Origin of the sequence: Amycolatopsis sp. 505 (genome assembly GCF_031625235.1) — a bacterium.
Taxonomy (GTDB): Bacteria; Actinomycetota; Actinomycetes; order Mycobacteriales; family Pseudonocardiaceae; genus Amycolatopsis.
In genome coordinates this window covers 225,274-251,366 of the sequence record NZ_JACKQP010000013.1, presented here as the reverse complement: position 1 = coordinate 251,366, position 26,093 = coordinate 225,274, and the positions used below count along the sequence as shown (strand labels likewise).

The window sequence follows — 26,093 nt, the reverse complement described above, 5'->3', positions numbered from 1 at the left end:
GCGTCCGTCAGAGCGGGTGGGTCTCCAGGTATTCGGTCCACACCTTCTTCGGCACGCACATCCGCCACGCCTCCACGACCAGCTCCCGCATCTCGCCGAGGTCGATCGCCGCCAGGCGGCACCGCACCCAGCGGAAGCGCAGGTCCGACGGCTCCGGCAGCAGGAACTTGCCGGGCTCCCCGGCGATCAGTGCTTCCCGCTGCTCGCGGGGAAAGGCGAACCCCATCAGGGTCTCGTCCGCCGAGAGGGCCACGAACACGATCTGCCCGACCCGGAACTTGATCCGGTCGCGCACCACCGCCTCGTAAGCACGCGGGAGGGTGGACGCGAACGCGCGGACGTCGTCACCGGTGACCATGCCACCATTCTCCCGCGGAACGCGGAACCGGCGGCGCACCATCCCCGGGTGCGCCGCCGGTCCCGGGTCACGCCCGGCAGGTGCGGCCGCGGTTCACGCAGTTCACCAGGCCGTTCATGATCCGCTGCGACATCACGTTGGCGAAGTCGTCGTGGTCGGACAGCGGGTTGTGCTTCTCCTGCGGGAAAGCGTCCACTTTGTACTGCTTCTTCAGCTGGATGTCCCGCGGGATGTCGTAGGTCAGCGAGATCTGCAGCTGCGGCACCGCCTTGAACCCCTTGCCGCACCGGCCGAACTGGTCCGGGAACACGATGTGCGTGCGGTGGTTGGCGCTGTCGGTGTTCTTGCCGTCCCAGCAGCTCGGGAAGGTGTGGATGCGCTTGACCTTGCTGCCCTGCGGGCAGATCGGGTACTTGTCGACCAGCCGGTTCTCGAAGCCGGTGCAGGTCCAGCTCGCCTTGGCGTTGGCGGGCCCGTTGGTCGACACCTTCGCGTCGCCGTAGAGCACGCGCAGGAAGCGCGGCATTGCCACGACCTTCCCGACCGGGCTGCCGCGGAAGGTGAGCTGCACCTTCTGCGGCCGCAGGATCTTGCCGTCGTTGCCGGGCAGCTCGTTGTTCTCGTCCTGCCCGGGCAGCGCGCCGCCGGCGGTGCTGCTCGGGGGCGGCGTCGGCGTTCCGGTGTCCTTGCCCGGCTTCGTCGTGCACGGCGCGAGACCGCCGAGGTCGCCCGGCTTCTGCGTGAACCGCCCGATCGCGATGGCGATCCGGTCGATGATCGCGGCGCGGCGGTCCTTGAGCGGGTTCAGGATGGCGTTGCGCACGAAGTCGGGGCCGCCCTGGCCCTGCGTCGCGGCGATGCGCTGGTTGGCCTCGTCGGCCTGGCTGTCGAGCTGGTCGAGGTTGCTGTCCACTTCGGCCATCGCCTGGTCGGGGATGTCGGCCAGCTTGCTGGCGACGTCCGGGCACGCGACCTGGACGGTCTTCGCCTCGCGGTCGGCCTGCGCCCGGTCGCCGTCGGGCTTCTTGGCCGGCTCGTTCTTCTCCTCTTCGCCGGTGTCGATCCGGACCACGGGCCAGAAGTAGGCGGATTTGTCGCCGTTCTTGCAGGTGGTCCCGGCCTTGACCAGGCTCTTGTTGTTCGAGTCGGCGTTCGTCGACAGGTTGCCCACGTAGTCGTGCAGGTGCTGGGCGCCGTTGCGGACGCCGGGCTGGGCGATGAAGTTGTCCGGGTTGAAGTGCTGGTTTTCGTTGCGGCCGCAGTCGACGGTGAACGTTCCCGTCGACGCGCCGGTGACCGGGCGCGGGTCGAACTGGTTCGGCTTCACCTTCAGGATGTCGACGAAGAAGGCGGGGTTCGCTTCGTCGGCGCTGGCTTCACCGGTGTTGCCGGTGGTCGTCGCGACGACGATGCCGCCGACGGCGATCGCGAGGGCGAGGCCGCCGGTCGCGATCTTCGTCCGGCGGGAAAGGCGATGCCGTCCTTGGGTGCGGGACATGGGGAAATCCTCCGGGTGTCGGGCTGGCGGGAACGCGCGACACTGAACGGGTACGAGCCCAGGCTCGTCCCGGACAGGCGGGGTTCTTGCGGGTGTGTGCGGGATGTGTCGGCAGGAACGAAACCCGGCTGGTCCACTGACCCGACATCAGTGGGTGCGCGCCCACCTGCCCGTGGCCGCGCCGTCAACCGGCTGGTTATCGTTCCGTTATGGACGCTACACGGGCGCTTGACACCGGGCAAGAAGTTCTTTTCGACAGTTACGAACCGTCAGGCCGGGTTCGCGTCTGCGTAGCGAAAGAGGCTGTTGACCTGCGGATTCGCTGCCCGCGGCAGGCTCGTGGAAAAAAGTTTGAACCGAAGTGAACCGGCATCCGTATCCCTCGGTGAGACCGGTCGAATGCCCGCAGCGCGGACGGCGTCGTGAATTGCCGCGAAATGCGGGAATGGCGCTTTTGGCGGCCGATTCACGGCAGCGACGACCAGCCGCTCGCGGCGCCACGGCTCGTATTCGCAGGCCACGATCTCCGCTCAGGTGGGCGGGCGGTGCCCGGCGGCGAGTCCCGTGGCCCGCCAGGCGTCGCGGGTGACAGCGAGCGGGTTAACGCACTCGGCGATCACGCTGACGCCCGTCCGGAGCAGATCGCCGGCGACCTCCCGGGCGACCACGTACCCAGCCGCCCCCAGCGGCGGCTCCGGCGGGGTGCTGCGCAGGATCGCCTGCTCGATCGTGTCGACCCGCAGGAAGGCGAAGCCGGTGCGGCGCGCCGGTTCCACGGCGACGGTCGTCTTCCCGGTCGCGGGCAGGCCGCCGAGCACGATCGGCACGGGGGACACCGGACGATGATCGCAGGTTCCCGGGTCAGGACGCTTCCCGGTGGGCGAGCAGGCTGCGCCGCAGGGTCGCGAGGGCGCGGTGCTGGGCGACGCGGACCGCACCGGCGCTGCCGAGGCCGACCGCGGCCGCCGTTTCCTCCGCCGTCATGCCGAGGATGATCCGCAGCACCAGGATTTCGCGCTGGCGCGGCGGCAGCGTGTCGAGCAGCCCGGACGACCAGTCGAGGGCCGCGGAGCGCTCGACCTCCTCGCCCGTCGGGTCCGCGCCGCCCGAGCGGCCGGCCGGCGGTTCGGCGACCGGGCTGGTGCGGTCGCGCGCCCGGCGGCGGTGGAAGTCGGACACCTTGTGCGCGGCGATGCCGAAGACGAACGGCACGAAGCCGTCGGGTTCGTGGCGGTACTCCGGCAGGGCGCGCACGATCGCCAGCAACACGTCCTGGGCGCAGTCTTCGGCGTCCGACGAACCGTCCTGCCAGGTGCGCAGCCGGCCCAGGCAGTAGCGGAAGACGATCGGCCGCAGCGCGCGCAGGAGCCCGGCCACCGCGGCGCGGTTGCCCTGGATCGCCGCCCGGACGAGCACCGGGTCGAGGGCGAACGTCGCCGTGGGCGTGGGACCACCCTCGGCGGAGTGCGGCGGCATCGGCCCTCGCCCCCTCTTTCGGCTGAATCGGCAACGGACGGTTACGACGCTAAGTCACTCCGCGTGGCCGCCACACCGGCCGGGCGGCCGTCCCGAACCGGGTCTTCCGGCCCTGGTCCGGATCGGCTCGATGTGCCTTCCCGCCGCGGTCGCGGGTGGCCGGGCCGAACGGCCCTATCGGCGGACCGGGTGAACCGATCACGCTGGTGGCCGGGGATTTTTCACAGGAGAAACACAGGGACGCGATGGTGGACGAAGTGGGCTTCGGGCTGCTGCTGGACCGGCAGCAGTGCCTCGCCTTGCTGCGGACGGCGAGCCTCGGCCGGGTGATCTACACCCACCGGGCGATGCCGGCGGTGCGCCCGGTGCGCTTCACGGTCGTCGACGACGCCGTGGTGTTCGCCGTCCCGCCCGGCAGCCCCCTGTACGCCGGCGCGCGCGACGCCGTCGTCGCCTTCGAGGTCGACGAGTTCGCCGCCGACCTGGGCGCCGGCTGGTACGTCAGCCTGCTGGGCCGCGCCACCGAGTCCGGCGCCGTCGACCTCACCTGCCCGTGCCCGGCGCCCGCCCGCGCCGGCCACCGGTTCCTGCGCGTCCCGGCGGAGACCATCAGCGGTCACCGCCTCGCGTGCCACGCGGAGTGATTTCCCGATCGCCGTAACGGAGCGGCGCTCGTCATCGACCCACCGGATGGACGAACCGGATTGGGCCGACACGGGCAGTGGCCTGTGGGACCCTTGACGGCCCGGGGCAGGCCCGGGACTCGGGCGGAACCAGCGGGGTCGACGGGACGTGGCGGACGAATTCAGCATGCCGGCGATCCTGGCCGCCGTGGGCGGCATCGCCCGCGAGCTGGAGCTGCCCACGCTGCTGACCCGCGCGGTGACGGCGACGTGCGAGCTGCTCGGCGCCCGGCGCGGGCGGCTGGACCTGGCCGAGAACGGCACCGCCGACTACGGCCGGGGCGCGCTCGGCCCCGGCGCGGTCGAGCTGCCGGTCCGCGCGGGCGCGGAGACCTTCGGGACCCTCGCCGTCGAGCCCGGGGCGGGGCGCGCGTTCGGCCGCCGCGAACGCGAGGTGCTCGGCGCGCTCACCGCGGCCACCGGGATGGCCGTCGAGAAGGCCCTGCTCGTCGACCAGATGCGCCGCCGCGAACGCTGGCTGGAGGCGTCCTACGACGTCACCCGCGCGCTGCTCTCGGCCCAGGACCTGCGGGCCACGCTGCGGCTGGTCGCCGAACGCGCCCGCGTCGTCGCCGGCGGGACGGCCGGCGCGATCGCCCGGCCCGACGGCCCCGGCCGGCTCGTGTTCGACGTCGTCGAGCCGCCGGGCGAGGACGCCGACCGGCTGACGGGGATGACCGTGCCCGTCGAAGGCACCGCCACCGGCATGGCCTTCGCCACCCGCCACCCGGTCGTGGTCCGCGACTACGGCGAGCGCGTGCAGGAGCAGCAGCGCGAGCACGACGGGCCGATTCCCGCGATGGTCAAGGACCTCGATTCGGCGATCTCGGTGCCGCTGATCGTCGGCGAGGAGACGCTCGGGGTGCTGGTGGTCGCGAAGTTCCGCGACCGCTCGCCGTTCACCGAGTCCGACGTCCAGCTGGCCGAGACCTTCGCCGGGCACGCCGCGCTCGCCGTCGAGTTCTCCCGGGCGCAGGAGGCGCGCCAGCAGCTGGCGGTGTTCGCCGACCGCGACCGGATCGCCCGCGACCTGCACGACCTGGTCATCCAGCGGCTGTTCGCGACCGGGCTCGGGCTGGAGGGGGTCAGCAGGCTGATCGCCGACGCGGGGGTCGCCGCGCGCGTGGCCGGGTTCGCCCAGGACCTCGACGGCACGATCCGGGAGATCCGCAACAGCATCTTCTCGCTCCAGGCGCCCGCGCAGGCGCAGGGCAGCCTCCGCTCGGAACTGCTGCGGGTGGCCGTGGACGCGCGGGACGCGCTGGGCTTCGAGCCGCGGGTCGGGTTCGACGGGCCGCTGGACGCCGCGGTGCCGGAGGCGGTCCGCTCCGACCTGATCGCATCGCTGCGGGAAGGGCTGACGAACGTCGCCCGGCACGCCGGCGCGAAGTCGTCGTCGGTCGAGGTCACGGTGGACCGGCTCGGCCGGCGGCTGACGCTGGTGGTGCGCGACGACGGGACCGGCCCGCCGGCGGAGGCGGGCCGGATCAGCGGCCTGGCCAACCTCGCCTCGCGGGCGGCCCGGTGGGGCGGCCACTGCGTGCTGGCGGCGGGCGAGGACGGCGGGTCGCGGCTGGAATGGACGGCGGAGCTGCCGGCGATGACCGGCGAGCAGGGGAGTGGACGATGACGATCGCGGTGTTCCTGCTGGACGACCACGAGCTGGTCCGGACCGGGCTGAAGACCGTCTTCGAGCCCGAAGCCGACATCGAGGTGGTCGGGGAGGCGGGGACGGCGGCCGAGGCGCTGGTGCGGATCCCGCAGGCCCGCCCGGACGTGGCCGTCCTCGACGTCCGGCTGCCCGACGGCGAGGGCGTGGCGGTGTGCCGGGAGATCCGGTCCACCGTGGACCCGCCGCCCGCCTGCCTGATGCTGACGTCCTATTCGGACGACGAGGCGCTGTTCGGCGCGATCATGGCGGGCGCGGCCGGGTACATGCTCAAGCAGGTGTCCGGGCGGTCGCTGATCGAGGCCGTCCGCACGGTCGCCGCGGGCGGCTCGCTGCTGGACGCCACGCTGACCGCGTCGGTGATGAACAAGCTGCGCGGTGAGGACGTCGCGGCCCCCGACCCGCGGTACGAGCAGCTCAGCCCGCAGGAGCGGCGGGTACTGGACCTGGTCGCGGAGGGCCTGACCAACCGCCAGATCGCCGAGCGGCTGTTCCTGGCCGAGAAGACGGTGAAGAACTACGTCTCCTCGGTGCTGCACAAGCTCGGCGTCGAGCGGCGCACCTCGGCGGCGGTGTACATGTCCCAGCGGCGGGCCGAGCCCGGACGATCGGGCTGAATTCCCGACCGATCGGACGAAACCGGTGGGGCGTTCGACGTATCCAGCCACCGATGGAGTACACCTGTCGGGTGACGCACGAAGTGGCGTGCGCCGACAGAGGGGACGACATGGCGGGGTTGTCGGGCGGGGACTATGTCACGCGGCAGATCAGGGCACTCGCGGACGCGGTGCGCCGCGAAGGGGCCGGCGGCCTCGGCACGCGCAGCTTCCAGCTGGCCGAGCACCTGGCGGCGGAGGGAGGCGTCCACCGCGGCGACATCATGACGGCCACGGCCACGCTCCTGGCGATGACGGCCTGGTGCGACGGCGAGGTCGAGGCGGCCCGCCGCTTCGCGGAGCTGGCCGGAGAACACGACGAGGAGTCCCGCGAGCTGGTGACCCACCTGCTGCGCCTGGAGGCGGGCGCGGACCGCGGCTGGCTGCCGCGCGACCAGGCGGAGGCGTTGCTGGAGTACGCCCGCCGGGAGCGCCGCGGCGACCTGGCGACTCGGGTCCGCGCACTGGCGGGTGTCCGCCGCGGCCGGCACCGGCGGGAGGACTAGCTCGTCCGGGCCCGCGCGACGGCCAGCACGGGAACGCGGTGGTCGCCGTGTCCCCGGCAAGGAAGCCCTGATCCTCAACCGGCCCGAAGCCACGATGGCCGCGCTGCGTGCCGGGCCCGGCGCACCCCGGTCGAAGAGGTGCTGGACATTCTGGACGGCGAGCCGGCCAGCCGGGCCGGCGGTGCTCGCCGGCAGCGCCTAGTTCGTGAGCGGGCGGTCCGGGTCGGCCAGCCGGTCCGGGTCGACGGTCCGTCCACTGAGGATCAGCTCGCGCACCGCGTCGAGGCCTTCGTCCCACTTGTTCACGTGCAGTCCCGCGACCACCCGGCCGCCGGTCAGCCAGAACGCGTGGAAGGCTTCGGCGTCGCCGCGGGTGACGACGCGGTCGTAGCCGCCGGGCGGGAACCAGCCGGTGAACTCCATCCCGGCGTCGTACTGGTCGGAGAAGAAGTACGGCAGGTCGTCGTGGACCACTTCGCGGCCGAGCATCGCCAGCGCCGCCGCCGGGCCGCCGTTGGTCGCCGCGGCCCAGTGCTCCACGCGGATCCGGCGCCCGTAGCGCTCCTGCCACACGCCGGCGACGTCGCCCGCCGCGAACACGTCCGGGTCCTCCGTGCGTAGACCCGCGTCGACGAGGATGCCGTCGTCGACGGCCAGTCCCGCGTCGGCGGCCAGCTGCGTCTCCGGCCGGGCGCCGATGCCGACGACGACCACGTCGGCCGGGATCTCGCCGTCGTCGGTCAGCACCGCCGAGACCGCGGATTCGCCCGCGAAGCCCGTCACGCCGGTGCCGAACCGCAGCTCGACGCCGTGGCGGCGGTGCAGGTCGGCGAAGTACCCGCCCAGCTCCGGCCCGAGCGTGGCGTGCAGCGGGGCCGGTCCGGGCTCGACGATCGTGACCGGGCAGCCGTAGTGGCGCGCGGCCGCGGCCGTCTCCAGGCCGATCCAGCCCGCGCCGGCCACGACGACCCGGCCGCCGGCTTTCAGCGCGTCCCGCAACCGGTCGGCGTGTGCGAGCCGGCGCAGGTAGTGGACGCCGTCCAGGTCGTTGCCGGGCACCCGCAGCCGCCGCGGCGAAGCCCCGGTCGCCAGCAGCAGCTTCGTGTAGCCGAGGCGTTCGCCGCCGGCCAGTTCCAGCTCGTGCGCCGCCCGGTCCAGCGCGGTGGCGCGCCGCCCGGTCAGCACCTCGATGCCGTGCTCGGCGTACCACTTCTCGTCGTGGACGAACACCGACGCGCGGTCGTCCTGGCCGAGCAGGTAACCCTTCGACAGCGGCGGCCGCTCGTAGGGCAGGTCCGGTTCGGCGCCGACGAGGACGATGCGCCCCTCGAAGCCCTCGGCGCGCAGGGTTTCCGCGGCCTTCGCGCCGGTGAGCCCGGCGCCGGCGATGACGTAGGTGTCCATCAGGCGATCACGCCGGTGAGGGCGAAGAACTCCTGCCGCGTCTTGGGTTCCTCGCGCAGCAGGCCGTGCAGTGACGACGTCACGGTCAGCGCGCCGCTCGCCCGCACCCCGCGCAGGGACATGCACAGGTGCTCGGCCTCGATCACGACGCCGACGCCCTTGGGGGCCAGGTGCTCCTGGAGCCAGTCCGCGACCTGCTTGGTCAGCCGCTCCTGCACCTGCAGGTCGCGCGCGAACATCTCGACGACGCGGGCGAGCTTGGACAGCCCGAGGATCCGCTCGCCGGGCAGGTAGCCGACGTGCGCGACCCCGCGGAAGGGCAGGAGGTGGTGCTCGCACAGCGACTGCACCGGGATGCTCTTCGCCAGCACGAGCTCGTCGTAGCCCTCGTCGTTGGGGAAGGTCGTCAGCTGGAAGTCCCGCGGCTGCAGCATTTCCGCGTAGGCGTTGGCCACCCGCCGGGGCGTGTCGCCCAGGTGCTCCGACGACGGGTCCTTGCCGAGGGCCCGCAGCAGGTCGGCGACCGCGCGCTCGGCCGCGTGCAGGTCGACGGCGTCGCGGTCGTGGACGACACCGAGGTGCCGCAACGGGGTCGGTGCGCTGACGGGTTCGACGGTCACGGGGGCGCCTCCTTCTAAAATCAAGACGCACCGACGTTAGAAGCCTCGAGGGGTTTTCGTCAACAGTCATTTGTTTTAGAATGCGCTGATGCACGAAACCCAGGCTGTGGCCGCGGTCGCAGCGCTCGACGAGCCGACCCGGCGCCGGTTGTACGAGTACGTGGTCCGCCGCCCGGAGCCGGTGAGCCGCGACGACGTCGCCGAGGCGCTCGGCGTGCCCCGCGCGACGGTGGCGTTCCACCTCGACCGCCTCGTGGAGGAGCAGCTGCTGGTGGTGGGCCACGAGCGCCGGACGGGCCGGAGCGGGCCGGGGGCGGGCCGCCCGGCGAAGCTGTACCGGCGGTCCGACCGGCAGGTGAGCATTTCGCTGCCCGAGCGCCGGTACGAGCTGGCGGGCCGCATGCTGGCGGCGGCGGTGGAGGAGGCCGACGAGACCGGCGCTTCACCGCGGGAGATCCTGGCGAGACGCGCCCGCGCACAGGGGGAGGAGCTGGCCGCGGGGGCGCGCGACATCGTGAGCACGCTGGAGGAGAACGGCTTCGAACCGCGTACCGAGGACGGCGAGGTGCTGCTGGCGAACTGCCCGTTCCACCGGCTGGCCGAGGCCCACACGCGGCTGGTGTGCGAGATGAATCTCGGGCTGGTCGAAGGAATGCTGGCGGGCGTGGGGGAGCAGGGGCTGCGTGCCCGGCTGGACCCGCGGCCGGGGTGCTGCTGCGTCCGCCTGGCGGCGGACTGAGCGGAGCGCGCCGAGGTGGCGTTCCATGCCGCTGACGCACCGAACGCCACCGGGGACCCGTGTCGCTACCTCGGCGGGACCTCGCCGAGCCGTCCGGCCACGCCGGTCGTGATCGCGCTCGCGCCCAGTTCCGTGCCCGGCCTGAGCCACGGCTCCTCCGGTTCCGCGCCGGCGATCGTGCGCTCGCCGATGAACCCGCCCGTCGCCGGGTCGATGATCAGCTGCCGGATCTCGTGCCGGTCGTCCAGTCCGAGCGCGACACCGGTCCGGCCGTCCAGGTTCGTCGACGCGGCCAGGACCGTGATGCCCGGGATCTTCGCCAGCGCCCGGTACCACTGCGCCCGCAGCGCAGCCGGCATCTGGCCCGCGCGGAGGATCTCGATGCCGAAGTGGAACATCGCCGACGGCGTCGAGCCGCGGCCCTTCGTCAGCTGCTGCAGCTTCGCGTACAGCGCCGCCGGGTCGTGGGGCAGTGCCGCGTAGAACGCCGGGCTGTCCCAGTCGGTCGCGTCGCCGCACTTCTTGGCCGGCTTGGCCTTCGGGAAGAAGTCGCCGCAACGGCCCTGCCACTGGCCCTGGTCCGTCTTCGTGAGCTCCGGCTCCGGGGCCTGCGACTGCGGCACCGAACCGCCGAGGAACTTCCCGGTGTTCAGGATCTTGCGCGTCTCCTGCCAGACGTCGTTCTCGTTCGCGGGGATCCAGCGGTCGATCTCCTGCTCCCACAGGTACGTGTAGCCCGTGCCGTCGCCGGTCTGGACGCCGCGCCGCACCCACGTGTGCTCGGCGACGTACCGGAACTGCCCCGGCCCGACGGGCTGGTCGGCCGCGCCGACGGTCAGGTCCGCCGCCCGGGTCAGCACCTGGACCGCCGACATCAGGCGGACGTCCGGGGCCGCCGCGGTCGGGACCGTGGTCACCGGCGGTGCGGCGGCCGGGCCGGGAGCCGGCGGACGCTGCTGGACCACGACCACGGTCACCGCGGCCACGCCCGCTGCCACGGCCGCGATCGGCAGCGCGAGCCGACGCCGGCGCCGCGGGACGGCCGGCTCGGCGTCGAGTTCGGCCAGCAGCCGGGCCCGGGCCGGGGCCAGGTCGGCCGGTGCGGTGCGGGCTTCGCGGTGGAGCAGCTCGAGGGTCTCGTCGAGCTCGTTCATGACTGGTTCTCCTCGGTGGGGACGAGCTGGGCCTGGAGCCGGTGGCGCACGCGGTGCAGGCGCGAGCGCACCGTGCTCGCGGGCACGCCGAGCGCCTCGGCGACTTCGGCCGGTTCGAGACCGGCCCAGGACGTGAGCAGCAGGACGTCGCGGTCCTGTTCGGACAGTGCGGCGAGCTCGGCGGCGAGCACGCGCAGGCGCGCCGCCGCGTCGACCCGGCCGGCGACCGTGGTGTCGTGGTTCTCGGCCGGGCGGTCTTCGACACCCGCCTTCGCGGTCAGCCGGAACCCGCGAACCTCCTGGCGCACGTGGTTGCGCAGCAGGTTGGTGGCGATGCCGTAGAGCCAGCCGCGGATCGGCGCCTTCGCCGGGTCGTAGCTCGCCCGTCTTCGCAGCGCGACGACGAACGTCTCCGCCACGAGGTCGTCGGCGGCGTGCACGCCCACCCGGCCCGCGAGGTAGCCGCGCAGGGGAGGGGCGTACTCGTCGAAGAGCCGCGCGAAGATCTCCTTCGGATCCCGTGCGGCGAGGTCGGGCCGGTCCAGCCGTTCGACGATTCTGGTCACGGTACTGGTTGTCGCGGCCCGCCGCGCCCGTCCCCGGCCACCCATCCGGATGAGACGCACGCCACAATCCGGGAACACGGCGGCGGCCTGCGGACAACACCCGGTATGCGCAGGAGGAACGCGATGGTGCTCGCCGGGACGTGCGCCGCCGCGGTGGTGGCGATGCTGGCGGTGGCCGCCGCGGTGCGCCCGCCGGGGCCGGCCGAAGCCGGATCGCTGCCGGTGGTCCCGCCGTCGTTGACGACGAGCGTGGCCACGACGGCGACCGCGGCGCCGGCGCAGGCGTTGCCCACCGGCGTCGAGCTCGCGCACCTGATGCCCGGGAAGCTGAGCGTCCTCGTCCACGACCGCGAAACCGGCCGGGACCTCGTCTCCCACCGGCCGGACGCGCCGTACCCGGCCGCGGCGCTGGTCAAGCTGCTCATCGCGCTCGAAGCGCTGCGGCAGGGCGAGCCCGCGGGCGCCGTCGCGGAGATGCTCTCGCGCAGCGACGACGCGATCGCGAGCCGGCTGTGGGCCGAACTGGGCGGCCCCGCGATCGTGACCGGCTGGGCCGCGCGGATCGGCATGACTTCGACCCGCCCGCCCGCCGATCCCGGTCGGTGGGGCAGCACCGTGGTCACCGCGGCCGACCTCGCGCGGTGCTACCGGTACCTGCTCGACGCCGCTCCCGTCGCGACCCGGCAGATCGTCCTGCGGGCCCTCGACAGCACGGCCCGCCGCGGCGCGGACGGGTCCGAGCAGCTCTTCGGCGTCCCGGCCGCGGTCACCGCCACCGACTGGGCGGTGAACCAGGGCTGGTCGTGCTGCGACCCGGACCGCACCCTGCACACCAGCGGGGTGGTCGCCGGCCGCCGGTACGTCGTGGTCGTGCTGACCGCCCAGCCGGCCGCCACGAGCCGGGCGGACGGCACCCAGCGCGTCACCGCGGTCGTGAAAGCGCTCTCTCGTCCGTTCGGGTGGTCCTGACGCGGCGCGGGGCGTCCGGACCGCGCCGGTTCGGCGGTACCGTCTCGGTGGTGAGACGGTACGACGTGGAGGGGGCCAGGGTGGTGGACCGGGCGAAGCCGGGGGAGCAGACGAGGACTCCCCTGCCGGGGCCGCGGCAGCCGAGCCTGGCCGACGTCGCCGGGATGGCGGGTGTCTCGCACATGACCGTTTCGCGCGTGGTCAACGAGAGCGGGCCGGTGCGCCCGGAGACCCGCGAGCGGGTCCTCGCCGCCGTGCAGAAGCTCGGCTACCGGCCCAACACGGCCGCGCGGGCCCTGGTCACCGGCCGGTCCGGCACGCTCGGTGTGGTCGCGCTCGAGTCCAATCTCTACGGACCGGCGAGCACGCTCTACGGGATCGAGAACGCGGCCCGCGAGGCCGGGTACGGCGTGGCGATCTGCAGCGTGACGCGGCCGGGCCGGACGTCGATCGGCGACGCGGTGGAGAGCCTGCGGCGCCAGGCGGTGGAGGGGATCGTGGTGATCGCCCCGCACGTGACGGCCGGACGCGCCCTCGAGGCGGCCCCCGCGGACATCCCCCTGGTGGCGGTCGGCGGCGGCGAGGCGGCGCCGGTCCCGGTGATCTCGGTCGACCAGTACGACGGCGCCCGCCGCGTCACCGAGCACCTGCTGTCCCTGGGGCACCGGACGGTCTGGCACCTGGCCGGCCCGGAGGACTGGCTGGAGGCCCGCGACCGCGAGCGAGGCTGGCGCGAGACGCTGGAGGGGCGCGGATTGCGAGTACCGGCGGTGGTCCGCGGCGACTGGAGCCCGCGGTCGGGCTACGAGGCCGGCCGGGCGCTGGTGGGCAAGCGCGGGCTCAAGGCGGTGTTCTCGGCCAACGACCAGATGGCGCTGGGCCTGCTGCGCGCGTTCACCGAGGCGGGCATCCGGGTGCCGGAGGACGTGCAGGTCGCCGGGTTCGACGACGTGCCGGAGGCGGAGTACTTCACGCCGCCGCTGACCACGGTGCGCCAGGACTTCATCGAGGTCGGGCGGCGGACGTTCGGGCTGCTCGAGGAGCGGATGGCCGGTGGGGACGCCGGGGCTCGGCATCTGGTGGCGGCCGAGCTGGTGGTGCGGGAGAGTACTCGGGCTCGGTGATCCCGGCTTTCCTGGTGGGTGTGTCTTGCTGCTCGGGTGTGTTTCGCGACCCCGATGCCCGATTGTGACTACGGCCGGCGGCGCCGTGTCAAGGCGGGAAAGCGTGCCTTGACACGGCGCCGCCGGCCGTGTTGGGGCTTCGGATCGGGGTTGCGGGGGGTGTGGGTCTTGCTGCCCGTGCCAAGCCCGCCCTGCGGGGCCAACCCCCACCCGGCCAACCCCACCCGGTCGACCCCATTGCTCGGCCGCGCATTCCCTTTCGCCCGAATGCTGTTAGCGCTAACAAGACCACTGCACTGATCCATCCTGGTGTTGTATCTTGACCGCTTCTGTTCGGTCGGCAAAGGTTCGTGTTCGATTGTGGTCCCCGCGCTTCAGGAGGCTCCGCATGCGCTCCCGCCGCCGTTGTCGGACGCTGTTCACCGTCCTTCTCTCCGCCCTGCTCGCCTTCGCCGGGGTCGCCGTTCCCCAAGCCGCCGCTGCGCCTCCTCCGCGCCCCACCCACACCGTCACCTACGACGGCTACTCCTTCCTCGTCGACGGCTCGCGCACCTACCTCTGGTCCGGGGAGTTCCACTCCTACCGGCTCCCCAGCCCCGACCTCTGGCTCGACATCTTCCAAAAGATGAAGGCCGCCGGCTTCAACGCGACCTCTCTGTACTTCGACTGGGGCTACCACTCGCCGAAGCAGGGCGTTTACGACTTCAGCGGCATCCGGGACCTCGACAAGCTCCTCGACCTGGCTCAGCAAGCCGGCCTCTACGTCATCGCTCGGCCCGGGCCCTACATCAACGCCGAGGTCGATGGGGGTGGCTTTCCCACCTGGCTGTCCACCACGCCCGGCCACACCCGCAGCGCCGACCCCGTCTACCTCGAGTACTCCGACGAGTGGCAGACGCAGATCGACCGGATCATCGCCCGCCACCAGCTCACCACCGGTACCGGCAGCGTGCTCGCCTACCAGGTCGAAAACGAGTACTACAACGGCAACGCCGACGGCCGCGCCTACATGCAGCACCTCGAGGACAAGGCGCGCGCCGACGGGATCACCGTTCCGCTGGTCGGCAACAACAACGGGACCTTCAACGCCGGGGCCGCCGCGCTCGACGTCGATGCCGCCGACTCCTACCCGCAGGGCTTCGACTGCTCGAACCCCACGCGGTGGAACGGTGTTCCCGACATCAGCTACGACCACGTGCCCGGCAAGCCGCTGATCACCGCCGAGTTCCAGGGTGGCGCCTTCGACCCGTGGGGCGGCCCCGGCTACGAGAAGTGCGCCCAGCTGATCAACGACCAGTTCGCCGACGTCTTCTACAAGCAGAACATCGCCGTCGGCGCCACCGGGCAGAGCTTCTACATGCTGCACGGTGGCACGTCCTGGGGCTGGAGCGCGATTCCGCAGAACTACACCTCCTACGACTACGGCGCCGCGATCACCGAAGGCCGCCAGTTCGACCCGAAGTACGCCGAAGACAAGCTGATCGGCTACTTCACCCAGTCCGTCGCCCCGCTGACCAAGACCGACGGCCTGGCCGGCGCGCCGCTGACCGACCCGGCCCTCACCGACACCGCGCGGATCAACCCCGACACCCGCACGCAGTTCCACACCCTGCGCCACAGCGATTCGACGTCGACCGCCACCAACACCACCAGCGTCGCGCTCGACCTGGCCGCGCACGCCGGGTACACCTACGACGACCGCGCCACCGAGGTCGGCTACACCGGCACGTGGAGCCACGTCGGCCCCGAAGTCGACTACACCGGTGGCGACTACCAGCACACCGAGTCGTTCTCGAACGTCACCGGCGACAGCGTCAGCATTCCCTTCACCGGCACCGGGATTCGCTGGGTGACCTCGAAGGACCCGAGCCACGGCGTCGCCGACGTCTACCTGGACGACACGAAGGTCTCCTCGGTCGACCTCTACGCCGCCGGCAAGCAGAACCAGGTCACCGGCTACGAGGTCCGGGACCTGCCCGCCGGGGCGCACACGCTGAAGATCGCCGTCACCGGGCAGAAGAACGCCAAGGCCACCGCACCCTACGTCGTGGTGGACGCGGTCGACCTGCTCTCCGGCAGCACCGACTACTACCCGGTCGTGCCGCAGCAGCCCGGCACCGGCATCACGCTGAACGGGCGGCAGTCGAAAATCCTCGTCGCCGGCTACGACCTCGGTGCCACGCGGATGCAGTACTCGACGTCGGAAATCCTGACCAGCGCCGCCATCGGCAACCGGGATGTCGCGGTGCTCTACGGCGACCTGGGCGGGCCGGGGGAGACCGTGCTGCGGTTCGCGAAGCAGCCGGCCGTCCAGGTCCTCGGCGGCGCGGCCACGTCCACTTGGGACGCCGCCCGGGGCGACCTGCGGCTGAACTACACCCACGACGGCCTGACCCGCGTGCTCGTCACCGCGCCCGGCGCGCGGCCGCTGCTCCTGCTGCTCGCGGACAAGGCTACCGCGGCGACGTTCTGGCGTCAGGACACCGCGTCCGGCCCGGTGCTGGTCCGCGGCACCCACCTGGTCCGGACCACGGCCGGGCAGTACGGCACCCTGAGCCTGACCGGCGACACCGGAGCCGACGGCGCGTTCGAGGTCTTCGGCACGGCGAAAGCGGTGCTGTGGAACGGTTCCCGAGTGCCGGTGAAGCCGACTTCGAGCGGCAGCCTCAGCGGAACGGCGCCGGCCGCGAAGGCCGTCACGCTGCCCGCCCTGACCGGCTGGAAGCACCAGCAGGAGTCGCCGGAGAGCCAGCCGGCCTTCGACGACTCCGCGTGGCCGGTCGCGGACAAGGAAACCTCCAACAGCTCGACCGCGCTCGGCACGAAACCCGTCCTGTTCGCCGACGACTACGGCTTCCACACCGGCAACACCTGGTACCGCGGCCACTTCACCGGCGACGGGAAGCAGACCGGGATCACGCTGTCGAGCCAGAGCGGCGGCCCGGCCGGCGCGTTCTCGGCGTGGCTCAACGGCGCCTTCCTCGGCAGCTCGACCAGCCCGCAGCACACCTTCACCTTCCCGGCGGGGTCGCTGCGCCAGGGCGACAACGAGATCTCCGTGCTCACCGTGAACATGGGCCACGAGGAGGACTACGGCGCCAGCAACGGCAACAAGGCCGCCCGCGGGCTCACCGCGGCCCGGCTCACCGGCACCCCGCTGACGTCGGTGACCTGGCGGCTGCAGGGCGTCCGGGGCGGCGAAACCGGCCTGGACCCGGTGCGCGGGCCGCTCAACACCGGCGGGCTCTACGGTGAGCGCGCGGGCTGGTCGCTGCCCGGGTTCCCGGACCGCGGCTGGGCACCGGCGTCGCTCCCGGCGCAGGACACGACCCCCGGTGTCTCGTGGTACCGCACTGCGGCGGATCTGGATTTGCCGCGCGGCCAGGACACCTCGCTCGGCCTGACCATCACCGACGACCCGGCGCGGCAGTACCGCGCGCTGCTCTTCGTCAACGGCTGGCAGCTCGGCCAGTACGTGAACTACCTGGGGCCGCAGCACAGCTTCCCGATCCCCACCGGCATCCTGAACCCGAACGGCCGCAACACGATCGCCGTCGCGGTGTGGAACCTCGACGGCAGCACCGGCGGCCTCGGCACGATCGCCTGGACCAACTACGGCAGCTACCGCTCGCCGCTGACCGTCCGGCAGAACGCCTCGCCCGGCTACGACCCCGCGCGGTACGCGATGCCGCCGGCACCGACGGCCGGGGTGTCGCTGACCGCGCCGGACACCGCCTCGGGCGGCCAGGCGTTCACCGCGTCGGCGACCGTGCGGGTGCCCGCGGGCGCGCCGCCCGCCTTCGACGTCAAGCCGGCGCTCACCGCTCCGGCGGGGTGGACGGTCGGTGCCGCGTCGCCGCCTTCGGTACCGCGGATCGACAGCGGGAAGTCCGCCACATTCACCTGGGCCGTGACTCCTCCCTCCACTGTGGACACCGCCGCGCTGAAGGTCGCGGTGGCCTACCGGCAGGCGGGCCGCGCGGGCTCGGTGACCGGGGAACGGATCGTGGGGGCCGTTCCGCCGGCGCCGCCCGCGGGGCAGGTGGCCGTCGGCTCGCTGCCGTTCCTCACCGCCACGAACGGCTGGGGCCCGGTGGAACGCGACACGAGCAACGGCGAAGCGAGCGCGGGCGACGGCAAGCCGATGACCATCGGCGGCGTGGCCTACGGCAAGGGGCTCGGCGCCCACGCGGCGAGCGACGTCCAGCTCTACTTGGCGGGCGCCTGCACCCGGCTGACGGCGTCGGTGGGTGTCGACGGCGAAACCGGCACCGGCGGCAGCGTGAGCTTCAGCGTCTCGGCCGACGGCGTCACGAAGGTGACGACGCCGGTGGTCCGGGGCGGGCAAGCGGCGGTCCCGGTCGACGTCGACGTCACCGGAGCCCAGGTGCTCGACCTGGTGGTCTCCGACGGCGGCGACGGCAACGGCCAGGACCACGCCGACTGGGCGGTGCCGACGCTGACCTGCGGCACCCCGCCCAGCCGGTGAACCCGGGTGGCCGGGCTCAGGGCAGCACGAGGCGGACGGCGAGCGCGGTGATCACCGCGCTCGACACGAGCGCCGTCACCAGCCGGCCCCGCGGGCCGGTCAGGACCCGCCCGAGCAACGCGCCGCCGCCGGCCAGGGCGGCTTGCCAGCTCGCCGACGCGGCGAACGCGGCGAGCACGAACACCACCTGGTCGAGGACGGGGACGGTGTCCCCGGCGCGATCGCCGACCACCAGGGCGGTGAAGTAGACGACCGTGGCCGGGTTGACCAGCGTGATGCCGAGCAGGCTCAGGTAGGCGCGGCCAGGCGCGAGCGGCGTCACCGGCCGGGTGGCCGGTGCGCGGTGGGAGCGCACCGCACGCAGGGCGCCGTGGGCGGCGAGGACGATCAGGACGGCCGCCGAGGCCCACCGCAGCGGCCCGGCGACCGGGGCGATGACGCCCGCGATCGCGGCCCCGCCGAGCACGGCGACCAGTGCGTACACCCCGTCGGCGGTCGCGACGCCGAGCGCCGCGGCGAGACCGGTCCGGAGTGACGTGCGGGCGCTGAGGGCCACCAGATACGTCCCCACGGCGCCGACCGGGATCGCGATGCCGTAGCCGGCGACCAGGCCGGCGAGCAGCGCGGCGCTCACGGCGCCGAGGTGATCGACCCCCGCGGACGGCCCGGCTGCTGCTGGACCGGCGCGGTGGTCGCGGCGACGGTCGGCAGGAGCGGGGTGCGATACGTGGTCATGCGCAGATCGTGACCGCCGCGGTGGGGGAGGGCAACCGCATTTCCAGCCGGTGGGCTCCGGGGAGCTGTGCTTGAATCGGCCCCGGGGAGGCACGCGAGCGAGAGAGGGCTTTCACGATGCGGGTCGACCTGAGCGGGAAGACGGCACTCGTCACCGGCTCCACCCAGGGCATCGGCGCGGCGATCGCGGCGGGCCTCGCCGCGGCGGGCGCGCGGGTCGCGATCAACGGCCGCAGCGAGACCGGCGTCCACAAGGCCATCGCGCGGCTGCGCGAGGACCTGCCGGACGCGGACTTCCTGCCGGCTCCCGGCGACGTGTCCGAGGAGGCCGGCGCGGCCCAGGTGGTCGAAGAGGTGCCGGACGCCGACATCCTGGTCAACAACCTCGGCATCTTCGGCGCCCGGGAGCCGCTGGACATCACCGACGCCGACTGGCGGCACTACTTCGAGGTCAACGTCCTGGCCGCGGTGCGGCTCACCCGCGCGTACCTGCCGGGCATGACCGACCGGGGCTGGGGCCGGATCCAGTACATCGCCAGCGATTCCGCGATCGTCATCCCGGCCGAGATGATCCACTATGGAGTGTCGAAGACGGCGCTGCTCGGCGTGTCCCGCGGGTTCGCCAAGCACGCGGCCGGCACCGGCGTCACGGTCAACGCCGTGATCGCCGGGCCGACCCACACCGGCGGTGTGGAGGACTTCGTCTACGAGCTGGTGGACAAGGACCTGCCGTGGGAGCAGGCCCAGCGCGAGTTCATGAAGCAGCACCGCCCGCAATCGCTGCTGCAGCGCCTGATCGAGCCCGAGGAGATCGCCCACCTGGTGGTGTACCTCAGTTCGCCGTTCGCGTCGGCGACCACGGGTGCGGCCGTGCGGGTGGACGGCGGGTACGTCGACGCGATCGTGCCCTGAGCCGTCACGGCGTGACCGGGACGTTCGTCAGCCCCGAGCGGGCGTTCGTCACCGTGTTCGACGCGTACACCACGTTCGGGTTCGCCGCGCACTTCGACACGGAGCTGATCTTGATCGCGTAGGCGCCCACGCCGCCGAGGTCGGACTTGTTGCCGCGCCAGACGTTCCCGCAGCCGTTGTCGAACGACGGGCTCGTGCTCGTGTTGTGGTTCTCGTAGCCGTTGGCGAACGTGCCGGGCGGGGCGAACGTGCCCGTGTTGCCTTCGATCGTGTAGCCGATGCCCTTGACGTCGATCCAGGAGTCCGCCGAGTTCTGGCCGCTGATGCCGCGGCCGTCGAAGGTGTTGCCGCGGATGACGCCGTCGAAGGTGCCTTCCTTGACGTCGATCGGCTCGGCGGCGATGAACGGGCCGATGTGGTTGTCCAGCACCTGGATCCGGTCGCCGCGGTCGACGCCGCCGGTGTTGCCGTGGCAGCTCCAGTTGGAGTTGGCCGAGCCGAGGTAGACGCCTTCGCCGTAGCCGGGCTGCACCAGGCCGGTGTAGGTGATCGTGGAGTTCTTCAGCACGCTGTCGGCCGAGGAGCGCCGGAAGTGCACGGCCTCTTCGTCGATGTGGTGGACGGTGACGCCGTCGATGGTGGTGTGCGGCGAGTTGTCCGCGACGATGCCCTTCTTCGAGTCCTGCACGGTGAACCCGCGCAGGGTCCAGTAGGGCGCGTTCGCGAGCCAGAGACCGTAGCCGGAGTCCCAGCCTGCGGTGGGTATCGGGCAGTCGGGGGCGTCGCCGGAGGGGCCGTCGTTGATCAGGACGGCGTTCGCCGGGCCGGACAGCGTGATCGGCCGGGCCGCGGTGCCGGCTTTCGTGGTGACGAAGGAACCGCGGTAGGTGCCGGCGGCGAGCCGGATCGCCTGGCCCGGGACGGCGTTCGCCAGCGCGGCCTGGAGCTGGGCGGCCGTGGCGACGTCGACGGTGTCGCCCGCGGGCGGGGCGGTGGTGGTCGACGTCGGGGTCGTCGTGGCCGGGGTGGTGGGGGTCGTGGTCACCTGGCCGCCGTCGCAGGGCGTGCCGTTGACGGTGCAGCCGGTGGGGAGGCCGGCGCCGCTGACGGTGAAGCCGAAGTTCTCGGTGCCGCCGGGCGGGACCGTGCCGTTGAAGCCGGCGTTGGTGAACCGGTAGTGCTGCCCGGCCTGCGTGCGGACGCTGCTCCACGAGCTGCTGACGGCCGAGCCGGCGGGCAGGTCGAACTCGACGGTCCAGCCGGTGGCGGTGGTGTCGCCGCGGTTGGTGATCGTGTAGCCGCCGCCGTAGCCACCGGTCCAGACCGACGTCCGGGCGAAGGCGGCCGAGAGTTCCGCCCCGGCGGCCCGGGCGGACGGTGGCCCGCCGAGGGCGGTGACGGCGAGGACGGTGGAAACACTGACGGCGCCGAGGAAAACGGCGCGGCGGGACGAGGGGCGTGGGGACACCGATGGCCTCCGGAACAGCGGAACCTGCGGAGGTGTGCGGCGGACACCCGGACGTTTCCTTTATAGGTCACCGGCCCGAGCGCAGTCAACAGGATGAACAATGGTCACGTATGTGAACGCTGGGGCCCGTAACACTTTTCGGTGACGCCGAGCTGAAGAGACGTTCGAGGGGGCATTCTCCCCGGTGAACCCCTTGGCCCACAGGGGAAAGCTCGGCGGAAGGAGAGCACGATGAACACCCGGATCGCTTCTTGGGCCACGGCCGCTGCACTCACGGTTTCCGCGGTCGTCGCCGCGGCCACGCCGGCGTCGGCGGACATGGTGCCGGGCAGTTCGACCCAGTTCTACGCGTACTGCTCGGTCGACCTGCTGGGGGTGCCGGTCGCCTGCACGCAGACGGACCAGGCGCACGCGTCGCACGTCTGCCAGTACGTGGCGACCCCGCTCGGCCTGGGACTGGACTGCATCCAGCGTTCGACGGCCTGACCGGCCCGGCCGGAGGGGACCTCCCCGTCGCGGGCGGGGAAGGTTCCCTCCGGCTTTGGTACGGGATCGGGACATTCCTGGGTCACACCTGTCGAACATCCCCGACGAACCGGCGATCTTCCCCGGACAGAGTGATCGGGGTGCGCACCCGGCGCACCCGGCACCCGGAGGAGACCGATGGCCCGCACCCGCATCCCGCCCCTGGCCGCGGGGATTGCCGCCGCCGTGGCCGTGGCGCTCGCCGCCGCCTGCTGGGTCGTCTTCCCGCCCGAGACCGCCGGCCGGGCCTTCGCCGCCCGTCCGGACGTCGACCTCCCGCTGCCGTGGCCCGCCGGGGGCCAGGCGAGCGTCGAAGTCCAGAACCTGGGCTCGCTCGGCAGCCGCGGCGAGCAGCGGCCGGTGCCGATCGCCAGCGTCACCAAGGTCATGACCGCCTACGTGGTGCTCAAGGACCACCCGCTCGGCCCCGGCGAGGCCGGTCCGGAGATCACCGTCGACGAGCAGGCCGAAGCCGAGTCGACCTCGGCCGAAGAATCGAGCGCGCCGGTCCGTGCGGGACGCCGGCTGAGCGAGCGGGACCTGCTCGCCCTGATGCTCGTCCCGTCCGGGAACAACGTCGCCCGGCTGCTCGCCCGGTGGGACGCCGGCAGTCAGGAAGCCTTCGTCGCGAAGATGAACCGCGAGGCCGCCGCGCTGGGCATGACCAGCACCACCTACACCGGCGCCAGCGGCGTGGAGGACTCGACCACGAGCACCGCGACCGACCAGCTGCGGCTGGCCCGCGAGGCGATGAAGAACCCGGTGATCCGCGCCATCGTCGCCACACCCAGCCTGCGGATCGACGGCGTGCCGGGCGCGGTCGTCAACACGAACACCCTGCTCGGCCGCGACGGCGTCATCGGGCTGAAGACCGGCTCGTCCACCGCGGCCGGAGGGGCGCTGATGTGGGCCGCGCGGGCCGGCAACGGTGCGCTGATCCTCGGCGTCGTCCTGCACCAGAACCCGGGTGGGTCGCCGGCCGCCGGGCTGCGGGCCGCCCTGGAGAACAGCGCGACGCTCATCGCCGCGATCCAGCGCGAGCTCCCGGCGGTCACCCGATGACCGCGACGACCGAGCGGCCGGCCGCCACCGGTGCGACGTGGCGGCGGGGGCGGGTCACCGCCGCCTTCGCCGTCCTGACCGCGCTGCTGCTGCTCGCGCACCCGCTGGTGCCCAACTGGGTGGGCAACGCCGGGAGCCTGCTGGAGACGTTCCTGCCCTGGACCGGCCTGCTCGTCGTGCCGCTGCTGGTCGCGGCCCTGGTCCGGCGCGCCCCGCTCGCGCTGGTCGCCCTCCTGCTGCCGGTGCTGGCCTGGGGCGGGTCCTTCGGCGGCCGGCTGTTCGACAAGCGCTCGCCGGGCGGGGACCTCACGGTCGTCTCGCACAACGTCAACGACGAGAACCCCGACCCGGCGGGCACCGCGCGCGCCCTGGCCGCGGCGGGCGCGCAGGTGATCGCGCTCGAGGAACTGAAGAAGCCCGAGGTGCCGAAGTACGAGGACGCCCTCGCGGCGGGCTACCCGTACCACTCGGTCCAGGGCACGGTCGGGGTCTGGAGCACCTTCCCGCTGCGCGACACGCGGCCGGTGGCGATCATGCCGTGGACCCGCGCGCTCCGGACCACAGTGGACACTCCGAAGGGCCCGGTGGCGCTCTTCGTGGCCCACCTGCCTTCGGTGCGGGTCCGGCTCGACGCCGGGTTCACCGCGAACGGCCGCGACGAGGCGATGGGCCTGCTGGCGGACGCCGTCGCCGCGGAATCCGCGCCGCGGACGGTGCTCGTCGGCGATTTCAACGGCACGGCGGACGACCGGGCGCTCGCGCCGATCACCGCCCGGATGCAGGCCGCGCAGGACGAAGCGGGCGACGGTTTCGGCTTCACCTGGCCGGCCGGCCTGCCGCTGGCGCGGATCGACCAGGTCTTCGTGTCGGGGATGCGCCCGGTCGCGGCCTGGACGTTGCCCGCGACCGGCAGCGATCACCTGCCCGTCGCCGCCACGGTGGCGTTCTGAACCGGCGAACACGCGTACCTCAACGGACGACACGCGTACCTGGATGGACGACACGGCGCCGACCCACGGGGCCGTTGTGTCGTCCCTCTGGGTACGCGTGTCGTCCGTTGTGGTACGGGCCGCGGGAGGCGCGAACATGCCGTTGAACACCGGGCCGTGCTGACGGGCGGTGAATTTCAAACGACGCTCCGCGCAGGTCGCGCCGTCGAATTCGTCGGCGGGCCGAGGTGAAGAGCATGTGACTAGACCGTTACGCGACCCGGGGTTGACCCCGTGGGTGTTATCGCTAACACTAACTCCTCGTCGTCACCGGAACAGGTGACGCAGACCATGTCGGAGCGGACGGAAGGGGACGCCGGTGGCCGAACGACCCCGCTCCGGCGGCCCCGTCAAGGCGACCGCCGCCGGGACGCGGCAGCCCAGCCTGACCGACGTCGCGGGCGTGGCGGGCGTGTCCCACATGACCGTGTCCCGGGTGATCAACGGGACCGGCCCGGTGCGCCCCGAGACCCGGGCCCGGGTGCTCGCGGCCATCGAGGAACTGGGCTACCGGCCGAATTCGGCGGCCCGGGCGCTGGTCACCGGGCGGACCGGCACGCTCGGCGTCGTCGCGCTCGAGTCCAATCTGTACGGTCCGGCCAGCACGCTGTACGGCATCGAGAACGCCGCCCGGGAAGCCGGGTACGCGATCACCATCTCGAGTGTCAGCCGGCCGGGCCGGTCGTCGATCGCCGACGCGGTGGAGAACCTGCGCCGCCAGGCGGTCGAGGGCGTCATCGTGATCGCCCCGCACGTCAGCGCGGGCCGGGCGCTCGAAGCCGCGCCCGCGGACTTCCCGGTCGTCGCGGTCGGCGGCGGGGAGGCGGCACCGGTGCCGGTCATCTCCGTCGACCAGCGCGACGGTGCCCGCCGGGCCACCGAGCACCTCCTGGCGCTGGGCCACCGCACGGTGTGGCACATCGCCGGGCCGGAGGACTGGCTGGAGGCCCGTGACCGCGAGCTCGGCTGGCGGGAAACCCTGGAACGCCACGGCGTCGGGGCCCCGCGGGTGATCCGCGGCGACTGGAGCTCGCGTTCCGGGTACGAGGCGGGGCGATCCCTCGCCAAGGAAAAGGATCTGGACGCCGTCTTCGCCGGCAACGACCAGATGGCACTGGGCTTGCTGCGCGCGTTCGCCGAAGCGGGCATCTCGGTGCCGCGGGACGTGCGCGTGGCGGGCTTCGACGACGTCCCCGAGGCGGCGTACTTCACGCCGCCGCTGACGACGGTGCGCCAGGACTTCATCGAAGTCGGACGGCGTACGTTCGGCCTGCTGGCCGGGCGGATGGACGGAGGCGACCGGCACGCGCGCGCCCTGGTCGTCCCCGAGTTGATCGTGCGCGAGAGCACCGGACCGCGGTAGCGCGGCGGCCGGCGGGGACCTGGTGGTTCCCGAGGGATTGTTAGCGCTAACACGCACCAGAGATCTCCACCCGAGTAGTCCCCACCCAGGTTTTCCCACTGATCATCGTCGATCGAGGAGTGAACGTGCTGAAGAAGCGATGGGCCGCCGCGGCGGCCGCGGCGGCCGGACTCGTGCTGCTCACCGCCTGCGGGAGTGGCGGTTCGTCCGGCGGTTCGTCCGGCGGGGCCGTCACGCTCGGCTTCGCCCAGGTGGGCGCCGAGAGCGGCTGGCGGACGGCGAACACGAAGTCGATCCAGGAGTCCGCCAAGACCGCCGGGATCGAGCTGAAGTTCTCCGACGCGCAGCAGAAGCAGGAGAACCAGATCTCCGCGATCCGCTCGTACATCCAGCAGAAGGTCAAGGTCATCGCCTTCTCGCCGGTCGTCGAGTCCGGCTGGGACACCGTCCTGAAGGAAGCCAAGACCGCCAACATCCCGGTCATCCTCACCGACCGCGCGATCGACTCGCCGGACAAGTCGCTCTACAAGACCTTCCTCGGCTCCGACTTCGTCGCCGAGGGCAAGAAGGCGGGGGAGTGGCTGACCAAGGAGTTCGGCAGCGCCACCGGCCAGGTGAACATCGTCGAGCTGCAGGGCACCACCGGCTCGGCCCCGGCGAACGACCGCAAGAAGGGCTTCGCGGACGTCATCGCGGCCGACCCGAAGTACAAGATCGTCGCCTCGCAGACCGGTGAGTTCACCCGCGCCAAGGGCAAGGAGGTCATGGAGGCCTTCCTGAAGTCCCAGCCCAAGATCGACGTCCTCTACGCCCACAACGACGACATGGCCCTCGGCGCCATCGAGGCCATCGAAGCCGCGGGCAAGGTCCCGGGCAAGGACATCAAGATCGTCTCCGTGGACGCGGTCAAGGACGGCATGCAGGCGCTGGCCGACGGCAAGATCAACCACATCGTCGAGTGCAACCCGCTGCTCGGCCCGCAGCTGATGGACCTGGTCAAGAAGGTCGCCGCCGGCGAGCAGGTGCCCGCCCGCATCGAGACCCAGGAAACCGAGTTCGACCAGGCGTCGGCCAAGGCCGCGCTGCCGCAGCGCCAGTACTGATCCTCGCCCCCGCGTCCACCCCGGA

At 72.5% G+C, this 26,093-nt stretch carries 24 protein-coding genes; 14 read left to right on the top strand and 10 right to left on the bottom strand.

Annotation, left to right across the window (positions count from 1 at the left end):
• Positions 1–7 precede the first annotated feature (7 nt).
• The 4 genes from H5965_RS39990 to H5965_RS39975 all read right to left on the bottom strand — a co-directional run bounded on the left by H5965_RS39990 (position 8) and on the right by H5965_RS39975 (position 3,332).
• Positions 8–358, bottom strand: a complete 351-nt coding sequence (locus tag H5965_RS39990; RefSeq protein ID WP_310976263.1) for an MmcQ/YjbR family DNA-binding protein — start codon at positions 356–358, stop codon at positions 8–10.
• 67 nt (positions 359–425) lie between these two features.
• Positions 426–1,856, bottom strand: a complete 1,431-nt coding sequence (locus H5965_RS39985; RefSeq protein WP_310976262.1) for a DUF1996 domain-containing protein — start codon at positions 1,854–1,856, stop codon at positions 426–428.
• Between the two features lie 530 nt (positions 1,857–2,386).
• A complete protein-coding gene (locus H5965_RS39980; protein ID WP_310976261.1) occupies positions 2,387–2,692 on the bottom strand; it encodes a hypothetical protein in 306 nt (101 codons plus the stop codon).
• A gap of 25 nt (positions 2,693–2,717) precedes the next feature.
• Complete coding sequence (locus H5965_RS39975) at positions 2,718–3,332, bottom strand: sigma-70 family RNA polymerase sigma factor (RefSeq protein WP_310976260.1); 615 nt, start codon at positions 3,330–3,332, stop codon at positions 2,718–2,720.
• A 245-nt stretch (positions 3,333–3,577) separates the two neighbouring features.
• On the opposite strand from H5965_RS39975, the gene H5965_RS39970 reads away from it, so the two are divergent.
• The 4 genes from H5965_RS39970 to H5965_RS39955 all read left to right on the top strand — a co-directional run bounded on the left by H5965_RS39970 (position 3,578) and on the right by H5965_RS39955 (position 6,846).
• Entirely contained in the window at positions 3,578–3,976 is a 399-nt protein-coding gene (locus H5965_RS39970) for a pyridoxamine 5'-phosphate oxidase family protein (RefSeq protein ID WP_310976259.1), read from the top strand.
• A gap of 166 nt (positions 3,977–4,142) precedes the next feature.
• Positions 4,143–5,645 (top strand): GAF domain-containing protein, encoded by a 1,503-nt coding sequence (locus tag H5965_RS39965; protein WP_310976307.1) that lies wholly within the window; start codon positions 4,143–4,145, stop codon positions 5,643–5,645.
• The gene (locus tag H5965_RS39960) at positions 5,642–6,301 is read left to right on the top strand and encodes a response regulator transcription factor (RefSeq protein WP_310976258.1); all 660 of its coding nucleotides are present in this window, start codon (positions 5,642–5,644) and stop codon (positions 6,299–6,301) included. Before H5965_RS39965 ends, H5965_RS39960 begins: the two co-directional genes overlap by 4 nt.
• Positions 6,302–6,354: 53 nt before the next feature.
• A complete protein-coding gene (locus tag H5965_RS39955) occupies positions 6,355–6,846 on the top strand; it encodes a hypothetical protein (RefSeq protein ID WP_310976257.1) in 492 nt (163 codons plus the stop codon).
• A gap of 198 nt (positions 6,847–7,044) precedes the next feature.
• Here H5965_RS39955 and H5965_RS39950 read toward each other — a convergent pair whose 3' ends face one another.
• Entirely contained in the window at positions 7,045–8,250 is a 1,206-nt protein-coding gene (locus tag H5965_RS39950; RefSeq protein WP_310976256.1) for an FAD-dependent oxidoreductase, read from the bottom strand.
• Positions 8,250–8,870, bottom strand: a complete 621-nt coding sequence (folE, locus tag H5965_RS39945; RefSeq protein ID WP_396136985.1) for a GTP cyclohydrolase I FolE — start codon at positions 8,868–8,870, stop codon at positions 8,250–8,252. The genes H5965_RS39950 and folE overlap by 1 nt, the downstream gene beginning before the upstream one ends.
• 88 nt (positions 8,871–8,958) lie before the next feature.
• Between folE and H5965_RS39940 the strand changes: the two genes are divergently transcribed.
• Positions 8,959–9,609 (top strand): helix-turn-helix domain-containing protein, encoded by a 651-nt coding sequence (locus tag H5965_RS39940; protein WP_310976255.1) that lies wholly within the window; start codon positions 8,959–8,961, stop codon positions 9,607–9,609.
• Positions 9,610–9,674: 65 nt separating this feature from the next.
• Here the strand turns inward: H5965_RS39940 and H5965_RS39935 are convergent, their stop codons facing one another.
• Positions 9,675–10,763 (bottom strand): CU044_5270 family protein, encoded by a 1,089-nt coding sequence (locus H5965_RS39935; RefSeq protein WP_310976254.1) that lies wholly within the window; start codon positions 10,761–10,763, stop codon positions 9,675–9,677.
• Positions 10,760–11,329 (bottom strand): RNA polymerase sigma factor, encoded by a 570-nt coding sequence (locus H5965_RS39930; protein ID WP_310976253.1) that lies wholly within the window; start codon positions 11,327–11,329, stop codon positions 10,760–10,762. Before H5965_RS39930 ends, H5965_RS39935 begins: the two co-directional genes overlap by 4 nt.
• Before the next feature lie 105 nt (positions 11,330–11,434).
• Here H5965_RS39930 and H5965_RS39925 point away from each other — a divergent pair, with 105 nt between their 5' ends.
• The 3 genes from H5965_RS39925 (at position 11,435) to H5965_RS39915 (ending at position 17,911) form a co-directional block, all read left to right on the top strand.
• Positions 11,435–12,298, top strand: a complete 864-nt coding sequence (locus H5965_RS39925) for a hypothetical protein (protein ID WP_310976252.1) — start codon at positions 11,435–11,437, stop codon at positions 12,296–12,298.
• Between the two features lie 80 nt (positions 12,299–12,378).
• On the top strand, positions 12,379–13,422 hold the full coding sequence (locus H5965_RS39920) for a LacI family DNA-binding transcriptional regulator (RefSeq protein WP_310976305.1): 1,044 nt from the start codon (positions 12,379–12,381) through the stop codon (positions 13,420–13,422).
• Positions 13,423–13,810: 388 nt separating this feature from the next.
• On the top strand, positions 13,811–17,911 hold the full coding sequence (locus H5965_RS39915; protein WP_310976251.1) for a beta-galactosidase: 4,101 nt from the start codon (positions 13,811–13,813) through the stop codon (positions 17,909–17,911).
• A 16-nt stretch (positions 17,912–17,927) separates the two neighbouring features.
• Here H5965_RS39915 and H5965_RS39910 read toward each other — a convergent pair whose 3' ends face one another.
• Positions 17,928–18,545, bottom strand: a complete 618-nt coding sequence (locus H5965_RS39910) for a LysE family transporter (protein ID WP_310976250.1) — start codon at positions 18,543–18,545, stop codon at positions 17,928–17,930.
• A 218-nt stretch (positions 18,546–18,763) separates the two neighbouring features.
• Here H5965_RS39910 and H5965_RS39905 point away from each other — a divergent pair, with 218 nt between their 5' ends.
• A complete protein-coding gene (locus H5965_RS39905) occupies positions 18,764–19,558 on the top strand; it encodes an SDR family oxidoreductase (protein ID WP_310976249.1) in 795 nt (264 codons plus the stop codon).
• A gap of 4 nt (positions 19,559–19,562) precedes the next feature.
• Here H5965_RS39905 and H5965_RS39900 read toward each other — a convergent pair whose 3' ends face one another.
• Positions 19,563–21,026, bottom strand: coding sequence for a cellulose binding domain-containing protein (locus tag H5965_RS39900; protein ID WP_310976248.1), 1,464 nt, complete (start codon positions 21,024–21,026; stop codon positions 19,563–19,565).
• A gap of 231 nt (positions 21,027–21,257) precedes the next feature.
• Here H5965_RS39900 and H5965_RS39895 point away from each other — a divergent pair, with 231 nt between their 5' ends.
• The 5 genes from H5965_RS39895 to H5965_RS39875 all read left to right on the top strand — a co-directional run bounded on the left by H5965_RS39895 (position 21,258) and on the right by H5965_RS39875 (position 26,068).
• A complete protein-coding gene (locus tag H5965_RS39895) occupies positions 21,258–21,512 on the top strand; it encodes a hypothetical protein (RefSeq protein WP_310976247.1) in 255 nt (84 codons plus the stop codon).
• Positions 21,513–21,689: 177 nt separating this feature from the next.
• Entirely contained in the window at positions 21,690–22,613 is a 924-nt protein-coding gene (locus H5965_RS39890) for a serine hydrolase (protein WP_310976246.1), read from the top strand.
• A complete protein-coding gene (locus H5965_RS39885) occupies positions 22,610–23,563 on the top strand; it encodes an endonuclease/exonuclease/phosphatase family protein (RefSeq protein WP_310976245.1) in 954 nt (317 codons plus the stop codon). Before H5965_RS39890 ends, H5965_RS39885 begins: the two co-directional genes overlap by 4 nt.
• A 358-nt stretch (positions 23,564–23,921) precedes the next feature.
• Positions 23,922–24,965, top strand: a complete 1,044-nt coding sequence (locus H5965_RS39880) for a LacI family DNA-binding transcriptional regulator (RefSeq protein WP_086850142.1) — start codon at positions 23,922–23,924, stop codon at positions 24,963–24,965.
• Positions 24,966–25,084: 119 nt separating this feature from the next.
• The gene (locus tag H5965_RS39875; protein WP_310976244.1) at positions 25,085–26,068 is read left to right on the top strand and encodes an ABC transporter substrate-binding protein; all 984 of its coding nucleotides are present in this window, start codon (positions 25,085–25,087) and stop codon (positions 26,066–26,068) included.
• Positions 26,069–26,093 lie beyond the last annotated feature (25 nt).

Coding starts and splice junctions, on each gene's coding strand:
- H5965_RS39965 (WP_310976307.1), top strand. CDS start 4,143: ATGCCGGCGATCCTGGCCGCCGTGGGCGGCATCGCCCGCGAGCTGGAG.
- H5965_RS39925 (WP_310976252.1), top strand. CDS start 11,435: ATGCGCAGGAGGAACGCGATGGTGCTCGCCGGGACGTGCGCCGCCGCG.
- H5965_RS39950 (WP_310976256.1), bottom strand. CDS start 8,250: ATGGACACCTACGTCATCGCCGGCGCCGGGCTCACCGGCGCGAAGGCC.
- H5965_RS39905 (WP_310976249.1), top strand. CDS start 18,764: ATGCGGGTCGACCTGAGCGGGAAGACGGCACTCGTCACCGGCTCCACC.
- H5965_RS39970 (WP_310976259.1), top strand. CDS start 3,578: ATGGTGGACGAAGTGGGCTTCGGGCTGCTGCTGGACCGGCAGCAGTGC.
- H5965_RS39990 (WP_310976263.1), bottom strand. CDS start 358: ATGGTCACCGGTGACGACGTCCGCGCGTTCGCGTCCACCCTCCCGCGT.
- H5965_RS39975 (WP_310976260.1), bottom strand. CDS start 3,332: ATGCCGCCGCACTCCGCCGAGGGTGGTCCCACGCCCACGGCGACGTTC.
- H5965_RS39960 (WP_310976258.1), top strand. CDS start 5,642: ATGACGATCGCGGTGTTCCTGCTGGACGACCACGAGCTGGTCCGGACC.
- H5965_RS39890 (WP_310976246.1), top strand. CDS start 21,690: ATGGCCCGCACCCGCATCCCGCCCCTGGCCGCGGGGATTGCCGCCGCC.
- H5965_RS39935 (WP_310976254.1), bottom strand. CDS start 10,763: ATGAACGAGCTCGACGAGACCCTCGAGCTGCTCCACCGCGAAGCCCGC.
- H5965_RS39885 (WP_310976245.1), top strand. CDS start 22,610: ATGACCGCGACGACCGAGCGGCCGGCCGCCACCGGTGCGACGTGGCGG.
- H5965_RS39915 (WP_310976251.1), top strand. CDS start 13,811: ATGCGCTCCCGCCGCCGTTGTCGGACGCTGTTCACCGTCCTTCTCTCC.
- H5965_RS39955 (WP_310976257.1), top strand. CDS start 6,355: ATGGAGTACACCTGTCGGGTGACGCACGAAGTGGCGTGCGCCGACAGA.
- H5965_RS39985 (WP_310976262.1), bottom strand. CDS start 1,856: ATGTCCCGCACCCAAGGACGGCATCGCCTTTCCCGCCGGACGAAGATC.
- H5965_RS39895 (WP_310976247.1), top strand. CDS start 21,258: ATGAACACCCGGATCGCTTCTTGGGCCACGGCCGCTGCACTCACGGTT.
- H5965_RS39940 (WP_310976255.1), top strand. CDS start 8,959: ATGCACGAAACCCAGGCTGTGGCCGCGGTCGCAGCGCTCGACGAGCCG.